13 protein-coding genes are annotated in these 16,081 nt (G+C 72.9%); 1 reads left to right on the forward strand and 12 read right to left on the reverse strand.

Going from position 1 to position 16,081, the window contains the following annotated elements; genetic code table 11:
• Window positions 1–209 precede the first annotated feature (209 nt).
• Window positions 210–2,531 carry a xyloglucanase gene (locus tag ABZ385_RS02395; RefSeq protein WP_358909219.1) on the forward strand — a complete coding sequence of 774 codons (2,322 nt, stop codon included), beginning with the start codon at window positions 210–212 and terminating at the stop codon, window positions 2,529–2,531.
• A 146-nt stretch (window positions 2,532–2,677) separates the two neighbouring features.
• Here ABZ385_RS02395 and ABZ385_RS02400 read toward each other — a convergent pair whose 3' ends face one another.
• From ABZ385_RS02400 to ABZ385_RS02455, 12 genes are all read right to left on the reverse strand, one after another.
• A complete protein-coding gene (locus ABZ385_RS02400) occupies window positions 2,678–4,054 on the reverse strand; it encodes a polysaccharide lyase family 1 protein (protein WP_358909220.1) in 1,377 nt (458 codons plus the stop codon).
• On the reverse strand, window positions 4,051–4,776 hold the full coding sequence (locus ABZ385_RS02405) for a rhamnogalacturonan acetylesterase (RefSeq protein ID WP_358581669.1): 726 nt from the start codon (window positions 4,774–4,776) through the stop codon (window positions 4,051–4,053). The genes ABZ385_RS02400 and ABZ385_RS02405 overlap by 4 nt, the downstream gene beginning before the upstream one ends.
• Entirely contained in the window at window positions 4,773–6,173 is a 1,401-nt protein-coding gene (locus ABZ385_RS02410) for a sugar ABC transporter substrate-binding protein (protein ID WP_358909222.1), read from the reverse strand. Before ABZ385_RS02410 ends, ABZ385_RS02405 begins: the two co-directional genes overlap by 4 nt.
• A gap of 31 nt (window positions 6,174–6,204) precedes the next feature.
• Complete coding sequence (locus ABZ385_RS02415) at window positions 6,205–7,758, reverse strand: family 43 glycosylhydrolase (protein WP_358909224.1); 1,554 nt, start codon at window positions 7,756–7,758, stop codon at window positions 6,205–6,207.
• Window positions 7,755–8,636, reverse strand: coding sequence for a PmoA family protein (locus ABZ385_RS02420; RefSeq protein WP_358909226.1), 882 nt, complete (start codon window positions 8,634–8,636; stop codon window positions 7,755–7,757). Before ABZ385_RS02420 ends, ABZ385_RS02415 begins: the two co-directional genes overlap by 4 nt.
• Window positions 8,633–9,835 (reverse strand): Gfo/Idh/MocA family oxidoreductase, encoded by a 1,203-nt coding sequence (locus tag ABZ385_RS02425; RefSeq protein ID WP_358909228.1) that lies wholly within the window; start codon window positions 9,833–9,835, stop codon window positions 8,633–8,635. Before ABZ385_RS02425 ends, ABZ385_RS02420 begins: the two co-directional genes overlap by 4 nt.
• Window positions 9,832–10,662 carry a carbohydrate ABC transporter permease gene (locus ABZ385_RS02430; protein ID WP_358909230.1) on the reverse strand — a complete coding sequence of 277 codons (831 nt, stop codon included), beginning with the start codon at window positions 10,660–10,662 and terminating at the stop codon, window positions 9,832–9,834. Before ABZ385_RS02430 ends, ABZ385_RS02425 begins: the two co-directional genes overlap by 4 nt.
• A complete protein-coding gene (locus tag ABZ385_RS02435) occupies window positions 10,659–11,624 on the reverse strand; it encodes a sugar ABC transporter permease (RefSeq protein WP_358581654.1) in 966 nt (321 codons plus the stop codon). Before ABZ385_RS02435 ends, ABZ385_RS02430 begins: the two co-directional genes overlap by 4 nt.
• A 156-nt stretch (window positions 11,625–11,780) precedes the next feature.
• Entirely contained in the window at window positions 11,781–13,529 is a 1,749-nt protein-coding gene (gene araD / locus ABZ385_RS02440) for an L-arabinonate dehydratase (RefSeq protein ID WP_358581733.1), read from the reverse strand.
• Window positions 13,526–14,428, reverse strand: coding sequence for a dihydrodipicolinate synthase family protein (locus tag ABZ385_RS02445; protein WP_358699163.1), 903 nt, complete (start codon window positions 14,426–14,428; stop codon window positions 13,526–13,528). The genes araD and ABZ385_RS02445 overlap by 4 nt, the downstream gene beginning before the upstream one ends.
• Complete coding sequence (locus tag ABZ385_RS02450) at window positions 14,425–15,102, reverse strand: GntR family transcriptional regulator (protein WP_358909232.1); 678 nt, start codon at window positions 15,100–15,102, stop codon at window positions 14,425–14,427. The genes ABZ385_RS02445 and ABZ385_RS02450 overlap by 4 nt, the downstream gene beginning before the upstream one ends.
• A 207-nt stretch (window positions 15,103–15,309) precedes the next feature.
• Window positions 15,310–16,044 carry a 3-keto-5-aminohexanoate cleavage protein gene (locus tag ABZ385_RS02455; protein WP_358909234.1) on the reverse strand — a complete coding sequence of 245 codons (735 nt, stop codon included), beginning with the start codon at window positions 16,042–16,044 and terminating at the stop codon, window positions 15,310–15,312.
• Window positions 16,045–16,081: the final 37 nt, after the last annotated feature.

Below are 16,081 nucleotides of genomic sequence, written 5' to 3' on the forward strand. Positions count from 1 at the left end.
CGAATGGATTCGACGACTCGATTTCCGCGCACACCCTTGACATCCCCAAGGGGCACAAGGACTTTGGGAGCGCTCCCACCCCCCACCGGAGAGGGACATCGGCGACGGCCACCCCGTACGACGGCGGTGCGGCGCCCACGTGCGCCTGCCACCGCTTCTGGGCCCAGGTGGATGTCGCCCTCCCCCACCCGACGTGCGAAGGAACCCCCATGCCTCCTGTGCTCCGCGCGCACAGAACACGCGTGCTCCCCGCCCTGTGCGGTCTGATCGGCGGGCTGCTCGTCGGCGGTCCGGTCGCGAGCGCCGACGACCACGCCCCCGTGGCCGCCGCGGTGAAGGCCGCTCCGTACGACTGGAAGAACGTCCGCGTCGACGGGGGCGGCTTCGTCCCCGGCATCGTCTTCAACCGCTCCGAACGCGACCTCGCCTACGCCCGCACCGACATCGGCGGCGCCTACCGCTGGCAGGAGTCCTCCGCGTCCTGGACGCCGCTGCTCGACTCGGTCGGCTGGGACGACTGGGGCCACGCCGGGGTGGTGAGCCTCGCCTCCGACTCCGTTGACCCCGACCGGGTGTACGCGGCCGTCGGCACTTACACCAACGACTGGGACCCGGGCAACGGCGCGGTGCTGCGCTCCGCCGACCGGGGCGCGACCTGGCGCAAGGCCGACCTGCCGTTCAAGCTCGGCGGGAACATGCCCGGCCGCGGCATGGGCGAGCGCCTGGCCGTCGACCCGCACGACAACGACGTGCTCTACCTGGGGGCGCCCAGCGGCAAGGGCCTGTGGCGCTCCACGGACGCGGGCGCCACCTGGCGGCAGGTGACGAACTTCCCGAACCCCGGCGACTTCCAGCAGGACCCGGGTGACACGAGCGGCTACAACTCCGACAAGCAGGGCATCGTCTGGGTCACGTTCGACGAGTCGACGGGCGCGGGCGACGGGAAGACGCAGACCCTCTACGTGGGCGTCGCCGACAAGGCCAACTCCGTGTACCGGTCGACGGACGGCGGCGGCACCTGGTCGCGTGTCGCGGGCCAGCCGACCGGACTGCTCGCCCACAAGGGCGTCCTCGACGCGGAGAACGGCTACCTCTACCTCGCCTACAGCGACCGGGCCGGGCCCTACGACGGCGGCAAGGGCCAGGTGTGGCGGTACGCGACGCGGACCGGCGAGTGGAAGAACATCAGCCCCGTCGCCGAGGCCGACACCTCCTACGGCTTCAGCGGCCTGAGCGTCGACCGGCAGCACCCGGGCACCGTCATGGTCACCGGCTACAGCTCCTGGTGGCCCGACACGCAGATCTTCCGCACCCGGGACAGCGGCGCCAACTGGACCTCGGCGTGGAGCTACTCCGCGTACCCGACCCGGCAGAACCGCTACACCATGGACATCTCCTCCGTGCCCTGGCTCTCCTGGGGCGCGCACCCCGCGCCGCCCGAGCAGAGCCCGAAGCTCGGCTGGATGACGGAGTCACTGGAGATCGACCCGTTCGACTCCGACCGCATGATGTACGGGACGGGGGCCACGGTCTACGGCACCGAGAACCTCACCCGGTGGGACGCCCCCGGCGGCACGTTCACCATCCGGCCCATGGTGAAGGGCCTTGAGGAGACGGCCGTCAACGACCTCGCCGCCCCCGAGTCCGGGGCGCCGCTGCTGAGCGCGCTCGGCGACATCGGCGGCTTCCGGCACACGGACCTCACCAAGGTGCCGGAGCGGATGTACCCCTCCCCCACCTTCTCGTCCACGACGAGCCTCGACCACGCGGCGGCCAGGCCGAGCACCGTGGTGCGTTCCGGCGACGCCGACGCGGCGCCCCACGTCGCCTTCTCCACCGACAACGGCGTCACCTGGTCCGGCGGCCAGGAGCCCTCCGGGGTCACGGGCGGCGGCACGGTGGCCGCGGCGGCCGACGGCAGCCGCTTCGTGTGGAGCCCCGCGGGGGCGGGCGTACACACCGCCACCGGGCCCGGAGCCGCCTGGACGGCGGCCGGTGGCATCCCCCAGGGCGCGGTGGTCGAGTCGGACCGGGTCGACCCGAAGCGGTTCTACGGCTTCAAGTCCGGCACGTTCTACGTCAGTTCGGACGGCGGCAACACCTTCACCGCGAAGGCGTCCACCGGGCTGCCGGCCGAGGGGCCCGTCAAGTTCCAGGCCGTGCCCGGCAGGACGGGCGACATCTGGCTCGCGGGCGGCAAGGCGGGCGGGACGTACGGCCTGTGGCACTCCACGAACGGCGGGGCGAGCTTCACCCGGGTCGCGGGCGTCCAGGAGGCCGACACCATCGGCTTCGGCAAGGCGGCGCCCGGCGCCTCCTACCAGGCGCTCTACACCAGCGCGCGGATCGGCGGGGTGCGCGGCGTCTTCCGCTCCACGGACGCGGGCGCGAGTTGGGTCCGCGTCAACGACGCCGGGCACCAGTGGGGTTGGACGGGCGGCGCCATCACCGGCGATCCGAACGTCTACGGCCGGGTGTACGTGGGGACGAACGGTCGCGGCATCGTCCAGGGCGACACCGCGGCACGTTAGAGCGGCCGGCTTCAGGCAGTGGTGACCGCGGGGCGGGGCGCGGGAGTTGCGCACGGGGGCCTCCCCGGAGGCTGGGGTGAGGGGTTCAACCGGTCAGTCGCCGCCGTACGCCCCCGGGTCGCCGCCGCTCGCACGCGCGCGGACCGTCAGCGGAGCCTGCCGACACCCGCGCGATGACCCACCAGGTACGGCACCGCCCGCGGGTGGTCGACGTGCCGGCGCAGGTGCGGGGTCCAGCCGGCTCCGGAGCGCAGCGCCTCGTCGGGGAACTGCGCGTTGTGGGCGGCGATCAGGTCGGTCCGCTCACCGTTGACGTAGTTGTGGTCGGCGGTGAGCGGGGCCTCCTTCCACTTCTTCAGGACGCGTCCGGCGCCGACGCCGGCCGGCAGGGTGAACGCGTTGGCCTGGGCGACCAGTTGGGACTCGGCGCCGATCCCGAAGGAGTACTGGTAGCCGTCGCGCGGCACGACGTAGTGGTTGTTGTAGACGTCGACCTTGCCGAAGCGCACGCGCGGGGCGCGCTCGACGATGTCGCGGAAGAGGTTGTGGTGGAGTGTGACGCGGAGCTTCCCGCGGTCGGTGCCGCCCGCGCCGTCGCTGTTGCCGATCATGAGGGTCTTGTCGTGGTCGGCGAAGACGTTCCAGGAGACGGTGACGAGGTCGGCGCCCCGCACGACGTCCAGCTCACCGTCGTGCCGTTGGTAGAGCTGCCCGTAGTAGGAGGGCAGCGAGCTGTCGGGGTGGGCGCCGTCGGTGAACGTGTTGTGGTCCAGCCAGACGTGCGTGGAGCCGTGCACCACCGCGCTGTCGTACTCCGAGTTCCAGGCGCCCCGCTCGCCGTCCGTGGGGTCCCACTGCGGGAAGCAGTCCAGGGGGCTCTCCAGCGTGAGGCCGCGGACGACGACGTTGTCCGCGTCCTTGATCTGGAGGCTGCCGCCGATGATCCGCGCGTGCCCGCCGACCCCGAGCACGGTGGTGTCGGAGGGGATGTACGCCTTGACGGCCGCCGCCTGCCGGGCCGCCGAGGCCGCGCGCAGCTCCTCCTGCTCGCCGCTGACCGGCCGGTCCCTGCCCCACACCGCGGGGTCGTACGCGGCGAGGTACCGCGCGAAGTCGTACCCCTCGGCCGCGAACGCGGCGCAGCCGCCGGTGCCGGTGCCGGTGGCGATTGCGGTAGCGGTTCCGGTTCCGGTGGCGTCCAGCGTCCCCTTGACCCGGATGACGCGGGGCCCCGGGCCGCCGGCGGTGAGGGCCGCCGTGAACTGCTGCCAGGTGGTGACGGTGTGGGTGCGGGCGGCGCCCGCGCCCGCACCGCCGGTGGTGCCGCCGTCGGCGGAGGCCCAGCCGTCGCGTGCCGGCAGGACGTCGTGGGCGGGCAGGACGTCGTGGGCGGGCAGGACGTCGTGGCCGGCCGGGACGGGCCGGGCGGATGCCGGGTGCGCTGCCGCCATGGACACCGTGGGCGCCGCGAGGGCGAGGGCCGCGCAGCTCGTGAGCAGGGTGGCACGGACACGTCTCGTCATGCGTCTTCCTCCGTCGGCCAAGTGATCCAGGACTCCGGCACCGTGGCGTCGAGGCGGCGCAGGTCGCCCGGGGCGAGCACCCTGCGGTGCAGCAGTTCCACGGCGACCAGGCGGGCCACGGCGATCGCGCCGGGCGGGTTGAAGTGGGTGTTGTCCTGCTCGGACGCGGTCCAGTTGAAGTACCGCTTCGTCTCCTCGGGCCCGAGCTTTCCCCACAGGGCGAGGGAGAGCGCCTGGATGTCGAGGAGCGCGGCGCCCTCCTCGGCCGCGAGGGCGCGCACGGCGGCCGGATAGTCGCCGTGGGTGGGCACGGCGGCGCCACCCGCGTCGAACCGCCGGCGTTCCACGGAGGTCAGCAGCACGGGACGCGCCCCACGCGCCCGGGCGCCGGCGACGTACTGGCGCAGGTACTCCTGGTAGGTCGACCACGGTTCGGTGTACCGGGCGGGGTCCTCCCGCTTCTGGTCGTTGTGGCCGAACTGGATCAGCAGGAGGTCGCCGGGCCCGATCGCGGTGAGGAGCGCGGCCAGACGGCCCTCGTCGGCGAAGCTCTTCGCACTGCGGCCGTTCACCGCGTGGTTGGCGACGGGGAACGCGGGGCGCAGGAAGAAGGGCAGGGCCATGCCCCAGCCCGTCTCGGGTGCGGCGGGGCGGTACTTCTGGGCGGCCGTGGAGTCGCCCGCGACGAACAGGGTGCGGCGGCCGGGTCCCGCGGCGGTCACCGGTTCTGCTCCTTCCACTCCGCCTGCGCCTCGTTGAGCTGCTCGGCGAGGGAGTCGAGGAAGTCCTTCGCCGACATCTTGCCGAGCAGGACCTTCTGGAAGGCGGGCTCGTTCTCGGCCTTGCTGATGGTGTTCCAGTCGGGCAGGTAGTAGGGAAGTTGCACGATCTTCAGGGAGCCGTCCTCAAGGGCCTCGGCCGCCAGCTTGGTGGGCTCGGACTTCTTGACCCAGGCGTCCTTGGCGGCCTCGGTGTTGGCGGGGATGGCGCCCGCCGACTCGTTCCACTTGCTGTTGGACGCGTGCGAGGCGGCGAACTCGATGAACTTCCAGGCCGCCTTCTTCTTCTTGCTGGACCTGAACAGGCCGAGCCCGTCGACGGGGTTGGACACCTGGACGCGTACGCCCGCACCGGTGGTGGGGTTCGGCAGGCCGCGGAACTTGTTCTCGCCGAGTGCCTTCACGTGGTCCTGGTAGGAGCCGAGGTTGTGGCTGAGCATGCCGATCTGGCCGCTGTCCCACTGGGCGACCATCTTGGTGAAGTCGTTGTTGAGGTCGGCGGAGGGCGTGGCCTTCTTGTAGAGGGACACGTACTTCCGCAGCGCGGCGACGTTCTTCGGGTCGTTGACGGTGGTCTCGTCGCCGTCCCAGAAGTCGCCGATGCCCGACTGGCCGTACATCGCGTCGAGGGCCTGGGCGATGGAGCCCTCGCCGCCGCGGATGGTGTAGCCGAAGCGGTTGTGGGCCCGGTCGGTGAGCTTGTCGGCGGCCGCGTAGAACTTCTTCCAGGTCGTCGGCGCGTCCAGGCCGGCGGCCGCGAAGAGGTCGGTGCGGTAGTACAGGACGCCGTTGCTCGCGGAGGTGGGGACGGTGTAGAGGTCGACGCCGCCGCCGGCCGCGCGGACGCTGTCGACCATCGCCGGGTTCAGCTCGTCGGCGAGGCGACTTTTCTCGACCCGTTTGTCCAGCGGCTCCAGGGCGTCCTGCGCGGCGATCCCGGCGAGCATCGCGGCGCCGACACCGCCGACGTCGGGCAGGCCGCCGCCCCGGATGGCGGTGTCGTACTTGGACTGGACGTTCTCGGCGGGCACCCCGACGTACTTGACGTCGATGTCGGGGTTCTCCTTCTCGAAGTCCTCGATGATCTCCTGCCAGATGTCGTGCCGCACGGCGGTGTTGTTGTCCCAGAAGACGATCTCGCCCTTGCCGCTGCCCTCGCCGCCCTTGTCGCCCGCCGCGCCGCTGCCGTCGTCCCCGCAGGCGGTGGCGGTCAGGGCGAGCGCGGTGGTCAGGGCGAGGACGACACCGGCACGGCGTCGGATACGGGGGCTCTCACAAGTACGCGGGCTCTCATGGGTGCGGGGGCTCTCATGGGTGCGCGGGCTGGGGTTGGTGGGCATCAGCGGCTCTCTTCTCGGGTTGCGGAGTGATTCAACGGGTGATGCGGAAGCGGGTGAACAGCGCCGTCCCGGTGTGCCCCTCGCCCGCGGGCGCCACCGCGAACAGGCCGAGGAGCGCGCCGACCCAGCACCAGGGCGTCGCGGCGAAGACCGGCCCGCCGGTCGGGCGCGGGCCCTCGCCCGTGTCGGCGGTGAAGCGGCAGCGGGCGCCGTCCGTGATCTCCACCCGCAGCCGGGCGGCGGCCCCGGGTGCCGGGCGTGGGGGCGCGGCGTCGCGCTCGGCCGCCGCGCCCGCTTCGGCGAACCGGTGCACGAGCCGCACCGCTCCGTCCTCGCCCCGCTCCAGGCCGACCCAGGAGTACGCGTCCCCCAGTACCGCCAACCCGGCGCGGGCGCCCGGCACTTCGGCGTCCAGGCGCAGCTCGACCTCGACGGAGCAGGGCCGCAGGGGCAGGCGCTGGGTGAGGGTGTGCGGCAGGGCGCGTACGTCGTCGGCGTGCGCCGAGCGGACGCAGGCCAGCCGCAGCCCATCCCCCGTGTGCGAAGTGGCCCAGCCGGTGCGGGGGTTGGCGGTCCACTGCCACTGGGGGCCGTGCCGTCCGCCGGGGAAGTCGTCGCCGGTGGCGGGGGTCGACGGCGGCTGGGCGGGCAGGTCCGGTTTGCGGTGTACGGCGACGGGCTCGCCGTCGCGGCCGAGCACCGGCCAGCCGTCCGCGTCCCAGCGCATCGGCTGGAGGTGCACGACGCGGCCGTAGGCGCCGCGCTGCTGGAAGTGCAGGAACCAGTCCTCGCCGGTGGCGGTGTGCACCCAGCCGCCCTGGTGCGGTCCGTTGACGTCGGTGGCGCCCTGTTGGAGGACGACGCGCTCCTCGTAGGGCCCGTGGAAGGCGCGGGAGCGGAAGGCGCCCTGCCAGCCGGTCGCGACGCCGCCGGCGGGGGCGAGGATCCAGAACCAGCCGTCGTGCCGGTAGAGCTTGGGGCCCTCGACGGTGAACCAGCCCGGGACGCGGTCGCCGTCGACGAGGGTCCGCCCCTCGTCGAGCAGTTCGCGTCCGTCCGGGCTCATGCGGTGGCCGGTCAGCAGGTTCTTCACGCCGGAGCGGGACTTGGCCCAGGCGTGCACGAGGTACGCGGCGCCGCTCTCCTCGTCCCACAGGGGGCAGGGGTCGATGAGCCCCTTGCCCGCCTTCACGAGGTGGGGGCGGCTCCAAGGTCCCCGGATCCGGGGGGCGTTGACCTGGTACAGGCCGTGGTCGGGGTCGCCCCAGAAGATCCAGAAGCGTCCGTCGTGGTGGCGCAGGGAGGGGGCCCAGACGCCGCGGTCGTGTTGGGGGGTGGCGTAGGCCTCGGCCGGTTCGAGGCGGTCGAGGGCGTGGCCGATGAGCGTCCAGTTGACCAGGTCTCGGGAGTGCAGCAGCGGAAGCCCGGGAGCCCGGCCGAAGCTGGAGGCGGTGAGGTAGAAGTCGTCGCCGACCCGCAGGACGTCCGGGTCGGACCAGTCGGCGGCGAGGACGGGGTTGCGGTAGGTGCCGTCACCGAGGTCGCCGGTGGCGTCGGGACCCGTCGTCCCCGGGTCCGCGCTCACGCCGTCACCGCCTTGCGGACCAGGGACGCCGCCTCGTCGCGGCCGAGGGCACCGTCGGCCACGACGGTCACGATCCGGCGTACGAGGGTGTCGCGCGGGGCGAGCGGCAGCCGGTCCTCGGACGCCAGCGAGGAGCCGACGCCCGGATATTCGGCCGCGCGCACGAACCACGGGTCGTGGCGGGTGCGTGCCGTGGCCCCGGCGAACACCAGCGTCCAGCCGTCCCCGGCCAACGCCAGCCACGGCGCGCGGGCGGCGTGGGCGGCCGCCTCCCCCTCGCCGTGCGGGGTGCGCACCCGTGGGGGCGCCGCCTCCTTGGGCGCGCGCCAGAAGAAGCCGCCGTAGGCGGCGCCGGGGCGGCCGTTGGTGGCGGGACTGCCGAGGGACAGTTCGGCGCCGGTCGCGTTGGTCAGCGCGAAGGTGAGGTCCAGCGCCCAGGCGGTGTCCGTGAGGGCGACGGCGGCGACGGTGCGGCGCTCGCGCAGCAGGATCTCGCCGCGTGCCGTCCACACGATGTCCTCGACGAGGCCGTCCGGGTCGCGCAGCTTGAACCCCTGGTGGCGCTGGACGCCGTGGTTGTCCAGCTCGGTGGGCCCCTGGCCGCGTACGAAGGTGCGCCCGCCCCAGAAGTTGCGTCCCGCCACGTCGGGCACGGCGACGCCGGCCCCGAGGTGGTGCGGGTGGTCGGCGGGGCTCAGTTCGGTGACGGGTCTCCCGGCGAGCGTGGTGACGGGGTGCAGGTGGGGGCGGGGCGACAGGTCCGGGGCCAGTTCGGGGCGGACGACGTAGCGGGCGACCGGGCGCCCGGCACAGCGCAGGGTGACCGATCCGCCGGGCCGCCGCCCGGGACCGTTCGTGTGCCGCGGGGAAGTGCTCATGACGGGTTCACCTCGTCGTGAAGGTCGCCGGGGCGGGAGGGCCGGGCCCAGGAGGCGCCCAGTTCGGAGTAGAGGCACTGGGTGTCGGCGGCGAGGGCGACCAGCCCTTCGATGCCCGGCACCACCCGGCGCTCGGCGCTCTGACCGGGTGCGCGGTGCCACGCGTCGGCGGGCAGCGCGGCCGGGCCGGGCGCGAGCCGCACCGCTTCGACGACCCGCATGAAGGCGCCGGTGGCGGCGGGCGGTACGAGGAGTTCGGCGCGGCCCATGAGGTGCTGGACGAGGTTCTCCAGGAGGTCGGTCCTGCCGTACAGGGTCTGGGAGCCTTCGGTGTCGTCGGCGCCGCGGCGCACCTGGACGCGGTCGTGCCGGTACCAGCAGGTGACGCGTCCTTCGGTGCCGTGCACCACGACGTACGGCTCCTGGGAGGTGGGCGCGCAGAGCGTCGCGGCGACGGTGACGCGGCCGCCGTCCGCCGTGGAGATCCGTACGCAGGAGGTGTCGTCGGACTCGATGGCGTGGGCGCGGAAGAGTTCGCACTCCACGTCCGTGACGTCCTCGGCGGCGGTGCTGCCCGCCAGGGCGAGAGCGCCGGCGACGGCGTGCGCGAGGGGGTTGGTCAGGACGCCGTCGACCACGTCGAGGCCGTCGAGGCGGCGCCGGCCCGCCCAGGGCGCCCGCCGGAAGTAGGCCTCGTCCCGCACCCACAGGCCGGCCCCGCCCACGCCGGTCACCTCGCCGATCGCGCCTTCCGTGATCAGCCGCCGGATGGCGGGGAGCGCGTGGGAGCCGAGCGACTGGAAGCCGATCTGGACGGCGGTCCCGGCCGCGGCGGCCGCGTCCGCGATCTGCCGGAACTGCGCGTAGGAGGGGGCGGGCGGCTTCTCCAGGAGCACGTGGACGCCGCGCCGCGCGGCGGCGAGCGCCAGGTCGGCGTGGGTCGGGATGGGCGTGCAGATCACGGCGACGGCGGCGCCGGTCGCATCGAGGAGCGCGGCGAGGTCGTCGGACTGCTCGACCGCGCCGAAGCCGACGAGTTCCTCGCCCACCAGCGGTTTCAGCTCGCAGACGCCCACCAGGCGGACCAGGCCGGCGCGCTGGAGGCGGCGGATGTTCTCCAGATGCGCGCCGCCGTGGCCGCGCGCCCCCGCGAGGACGACGGGCAGCGGGAGCCGCAGGCCCCCGGTCGCGGCGCTCATCCCTTCACCGCCCCGGCGCTGAACCCGGTGACGAGCCACTTCTGGATGAACGCGAAGACGATGACGACGGGCACGGCGGCGACCACGCCCCCGGCGGCGAGCGCGCCGAGGTCGACGCTGTCGGCGCCCATCAGGGTGGCGAGGCCGACCGGGATCGTCTGCTTGCCCTGGTCGCTGAGGAACATCAGGGCGAACAGGAAGTGGTTCCAGCTGTGCACGAAGGCGAAGGAGCCGACCGCGATCAGACCGGGCCGCAGCATCGGCAGGACGACCGCGCAGAACGCCCGGAAGCGCCCGCAGCCGTCGACCCAGGCGGCCTCTTCCAGGACGTAGGGCACGTTCTTGATGAACCCGCTGATGAGGATCATCGACAGGGGGAGCTGGAAGACGGTCTCGGCGACGACGACGCTGGCCAGCGAGTTGATCATCCGCAGCTCGGCGAAGATCTCGAAGAGCGGTACGAGCATCAGCGCGCCCGGGATGAACTGCGAGCACAGCAGCGCCAGCAGGAAGGCGCGCTTGATCCGGAAGTCGAAGCGGGCCAGGGCGTAGCCGCCCGCGAGGGCGACGAGCGTGGTCATCACCATGGAGACGACGCCGACGAGCAGGCTGTTCTGGAAGAACGTCGCGAAGCTGCGCTCGGTCCACACCTTGTCGAAGTGGTCGAAGGTCAGCGGCCAGGGCACGAGGGAGGTGGAGCCGGTGGGGCGCAGCGCGAAGAGCAGGATCCAGTAGAAGGGCACGAGGGTGAACAGGAGGTACAGCCCCAGCGGCGTGTAGATCTGCCAGCGGGGCGTACGGGCGAGGGTGGTGGCGGTGGCGGTCATTTGTCCTGGCCCCCGAACTTGCTGAGCCGCAGATACAGCAGCGAGCAGAAGAGAAGGATCACGAAGGCGATGGCGGTCAGCGCGGACGCGTAGCCGAAGTCGTGCGAGTCGACGGCGATGGACGCGATGCGCAGGGGCAGCGTCGTCGTCTCGCCGGCCGGGCCGCCGCCGGTGAGGGTGTAGAGCAGGTCGACGTTGTTGAACTCCCAGACGGCGCGCAGCAGCGTGGAGAGGATGATCGCGTCCTTGAGGTGGGGCAGCGTGATGTGGAGGAACTGCCGCCAGCGGCTCGCACCGTCCACCTCGGCCGCCTCGTAGAGGTCCTTGGAGACGGACTGGAGGTCGGCGAGGATGAGGATCGCGAAGAAGGGGACCCCGCGCCAGAGTTCGGCGACGACGACGGCGGGGAAGACCGTGCCGGTGTCCGAGAGCCAGGACGTCCCGTACGAGCCGATCCCGATGTCGGCGAGGTAACGCGTCACGCCGGTCTGGGAGTTGAGGATCAGCAGCCAGATGGTGGAGGTGAGGACACCGGAGACGGCCCACGGCGAGAAGACCAGGGCGCGGGCCGCCGCGCGGCCGACGAAGGTCTGGTTGACGAGCAGCGCGAGCACGAGGCCGAGCAGCAGTTGCAGCACGATCTCGACGGCCACCCACTGGAGGCTGAAGCCGAGCGTGGGCCAGAACTGCGGGTCGTCGGTGAAGGCGGTGACGAAGTTGTCCAGGCCCGCGAAGCCGTCGCGCCACGGCTTGGTGGGGTTGTAGTGCCGCAGGCTGTAGTAGAAGACGCTGACCACCGGATAGGCGATGAAGCCGAGCATCAGCAGGGCGGCGGGGGCGATCAGCAGATACGGGAGGCGGCGCGGGGTCGCCCCGACCCGCCGGCGGCGCCGCCGCGCCGGGTCGGGCGGCGGCGGGGCGGTGCTCGGCGGTGGCTTCGCCACGGCTGCGGCCTGGGCCATGACAGTTCTCCGATCGTGGATGTGCGGGTGAAGCGCTTCGCGCACGGCGTTCGAGATCTCGGACAGGCGAAGGCGGACACGGACGGACGGTGAAGAGCGGACGGCGACGAGCGGACGATGACGAACAGACGCTGCCGAACAGGCGCTGACGAGAGGTCAGCCGGCGTACGGGTCCGGCACGGTGCCCGGCCGCGCGAGGAACGCGAAGTCGCAGCCCGTGTCGGCCTGGGTGATCTGCTCCGCGTAGAGCGCGCCGTACCCCCGCTCATAGCGGGCGGGCGGCGGCGTCCACGCGGCGCGGCGGCGGGCCAGCTCCTCGTCCGGCACCTCCAGGCGCAGGGTGCGCGCCGCGACGTCGAGGGTGATCAGGTCCCCGGTGCGCACCAGCGCGAGCGGCCCGCCGACATGCGACTCGGGTGCGACGTGCAGCACGCACGTGCCGTAGGAGGTGCCGCTCATCCGCGCGTCGGAGATCCGCACCATGTCCCGGACGCCCTGCTTGAGCAGGTGGTCGGGGATCGGCAGCATCCCGTACTCGGGCATGCCGGGGCCGCCCTTGGGGCCCGCGCCGCGCAGGACGAGGACGTGGTCGGGCGTGATGCGAAGGGCCGGGTCGTGGATGGTGCGCTGCATCGTGCGGTAGTCGTCGAAGACGACGGCGGGGCCCGTGTGCCGCAGCAGCCGGGACTCGGCCGCGATGTGCTTGATGACGGCGCCGTCCGGGCAGAGGTTGCCGCGCAGGACGGCGACGCCGCCCTCCGGCGCGACCGGGTCGGCCCGGGTGCGGATGACGTCCGCGTCGTGCACGCGGGCCCCGGCGAGCTGTTCGCGCAGGGTGTCGTGGGCCACGGTGGGCCGGTCCAGGTGCAGCAGGTCGGTGATGCGCGACAGGAAGCCGGGGAGCCCGCCGGCGAAGTGGAAGTCCTCCATCAGGTAGCGCTCGCCGCCCGGCCTGACGTTGGCGAGCACGGGTACGGTGCGGGCGGTCCGGTCGAAGTCGTCCAGGGTGAGCCGCACCCCGGCGCGCCCGGCCATGGCGATGAGGTGGATGACGGCGTTGGTGGAGCCGCCCAGCCCGAGGACGGTGGTGACGGCGTCCGCGAAGGCGTCGGGCGTCAGGATGTGGGACAGTCTGCGGTCCTCGCGTACGAGGTCGACGATCCGCAGTCCCGACGCCGCCGCCATCCGCTCGTGCCCGGAGTCGACCGCCGGGATCGAGGAGGCGCCGGGCATGCTCACGCCGAGCGCCTCCGCCGCCGCGGTGAGCGTCGACGCGGTGCCCATGGTCATGCAGTGGCCCGGCGAGCGTGCCAGGCCGCTCTCCAGTTCGGCCAGCTCGCAGTCGCCGATGAGCCCGGCGCGGTGGTCGTCCCAGTACTTCCACATGTCGGTGCCCGAGCCGAGGGCGCTGCCCCGCCAGTGGCCGGGCAGCATCGGGCCGGCGGGCACGAAGACGGCGGGCAGGTCGACGCTCGCCGCGCCCATGAGCAGCGCGGGCGTCGTCTTGTCGCAGCCGCCGAGCAGCACGGCGCCGTCCACGGGATAGGAGCGGAGCAGTTCCTCGGTCTCCATGGCGAGGAGGTTGCGGTAGAGCATCGGGGTGGGCTTCTGGAAGGTCTCGCTGAGGGTGGCGACCGGGAACTCCAGCGGGAAGCCGCCCGCCTGCCAGACGCCGCGCTTGACGGCCTGCGCGCGCTCCCGCAGATGGGAGTGGCAGGGGTTGATGTCGGACCAGGTGTTGAGGACGGCGATGACGGGCTTGCCCAGGTGTTCCTCGGGGAGGTAGCCGAGCTGGCGGGTGCGGGCGCGGTGGCTGAAGGAGCGCAGCCCGGCGGACACGCTGTCGCCGAACCACTGGGCGCTGCGCAGCCGGCGCCCTTCCCCTTCGCCGTCCGCCGCCGTCACAGGGACCACCCCGCGACGATCGCGGCGACCTCGGCCCGTTCGGCGTCCGGCAGCGGGCTGCTGGGGGCGCGCACGTCGCGGCGGCACAGGCCGAGTACGGCGAGGGCCTCCTTGACGACGGTGACGTTGTGCGCGGAGCCGTCGGCCGCGCGCAGTTCCTCGAAGCGGCGGATCCGCTCCCACACCTTCATGGCCCGGGGGTGGTCGCCGGATCGAAGCGCTTCGATCATGTGCAGCGAAAGGCCGGGGGCGACGTTCACGAGCCCCGAGGTGAAGCCGGTGGCGCCCGCCGAGAAGTACGAGGGCGCGTACGGCTCGGCGAGCCCCGCGACCCATACGAAGCGGTCGAGTCCCGCGTCGCGGGCGAACCCGGCGAAGCGGGCGGCGTCCGGCACGGCGTACTTCACGCCGATGACGTTGGGGCAGTGGTCGGCGAGTTCGGCGAGGCGGGCGCCGGGCAGGCCCGCGTCCCGCAGATAGGGGACGACGCCCAGCTCCGGAACGGCCTCGGCGATGGCCCGGTGGTAGGCGACCCAGCCCGCGTCGGAGACGTAGGGGTGCACCGGCTGGTGGACCATGACCATGCTCGCGCCGTGCTCGGCGGAGTGCCGGGCGCCGGCGACGGCCGTGGGGAGGTCGTGCCCCACCCCGGCGAGCACCTCGGCCCGCCCGCGCGCCTGAGTGGCCGTCAACTCCATGATCTCGCGCCGCTCCTGGGGGGAGAGCGCGTAGAACTCGCCGGTGTTCCCGTTCGGGGTCAGGGTGCGCACCCCGCCGTCGAGCAGCCGTCGCAGGATCACCCCGTGGGCGGCCCGGTCGAGGGTGCCGTCCTGCGCGAAGGGGGTCACCGGGATCGCCACGACGTCGGCGAGTGCGGCGCGCTGCGTCTCGAACGTCACTGGAGTTCCCCTTCCCCGGGAAAGGCACGGCTCACGAACGACTCGATGTGGTCGTGCAGGGCGCGCGCGGCCCCGTCCTGGTCACCGGCGAGGGCGAGCCGCAGGATCTGCTCGTGCTCGGTGGCCTCACGCGCCCACGAGGGGTCGGCGGCCCAGGCCACGGCGGAGACGAGCGCCGCCTGGTCCCGTACGCCGTCCAGCAGCCGCCCGAGCAGCGGGTTGCCGCAGTCGACGTACAGCGCGCGGTGGAACTCCCGGTTGGCCAGGGAGCGTTCGGCCGCGTCATCGGCGGCGGCGGCCCGCACCAGGGCCTCGCGGGCGGCTTCGAGCGGGGCGCCGCGCAGCACGGTGCGGCGCAGCGCCTCGGGCTCCAGGAGCAGCCGTACGTCGTAGACCTCGCGCGCCATGGCGGCGTCGACGGTGCGTACGGTGGCGCCCTTGTACTGGCTCATCTCGACGAGCCCGGTGCCCGCGAGGGTCTTCAGCGCCTCGCGCACGGGCGTCTTGGAGACCCCGTACGCGCGGGCCAGCTCCGTCTCGATCAAGGGCTGGCCCGGTCTCAACTCGTCCGTCAGGATGCGGTGCTTGATCGAGTCGAGCACGAACTGCGTGCGCGAGGGAATCGGGACCGGGGGCGGCGCCGAGGCCGGGGCGGGAGTCGGGACGGACGTCATGGGCACCCTCAGATCTCGCATATCGCGTCTCATATATGACGTACGAAGTACGACGCGTCGAAGCTAGGAGGGTGCCCGGGGTTCGTCAACGCTTCCGACAAAAGAGGTGCGACGGATTCCGCCGGGAATCCTCCCGACGGAACTGGTACGGCGGGGCTCCGCCTGAGGTCCGCAGGGGGCGGCGGCCCTCGGCGCCCAGGAGGCGCTTCAACCCGCGGAGGCCGCTGTCCGCAGAAGACGTCGCGCGGCGTGCACGAGCGCGGCGTTGTCCCCGGCCGGGGAGCCGTCAGGCAGGACCAGGACGTCCTCGAGACCGATCCGGGCGTCCAGCCCGTGCTGTGCGGCGACCCGCAGGACCGGCCACGCCCCGCCTTCCTCCCCGTGCAGCAGAACGGGCGCCATCAGCTCATCGCCCAGCTCCCACAGCAGGTCCGCGGCCGTGGCCGCCGCCGTTCCCGGGTCGGTGTCGGTGACCTCGGCGAGCACGCGCAACACCCTGCCCGACAGCGGGGAGGCAAGGAATCCGCGGGCCGCTTCGGTACCGGAGTAGATGCCCGCCTCGACACCGATGCCGCGTTCGAGCAACACACCGGCCACCTCCTCGGCGCCTTCCTCGTGCCAGTTCACCGAGGCGTGATCGGGCAGCACCGACCACGAGCGGATGAGGCGAACCCGGTGCTGTGGTTCGGGGGCCGCCCACGCCCCCGTGGTCACGCCGACCCGCACACTCCTCGGCACAGCGGCACGCACCGCGGTGACCGCCTCGGCCACCGACTCAGGAGCCAAGGAATCACGGCCGTCGGCATCCTTGGGGTGCAGATGGATGTCCTCGGCACCAGTTGCTACGGCTCTCCTCGCCTCGGCGGCCAGCTCTTCGGCCGTAACCGGAAGAGAACGGCACTCGCTCCGGTCCCGGGCCCCGTTCAAACACACTTGCAGCATGGACGAAACCCTGCCATGTCCCGCTGACAGCCACCTC

This window comes from Streptomyces sp. NPDC005898 (assembly GCF_040629635.1).
In the GTDB taxonomy this organism is placed as follows: domain Bacteria; phylum Actinomycetota; class Actinomycetes; order Streptomycetales; family Streptomycetaceae; genus Streptomyces.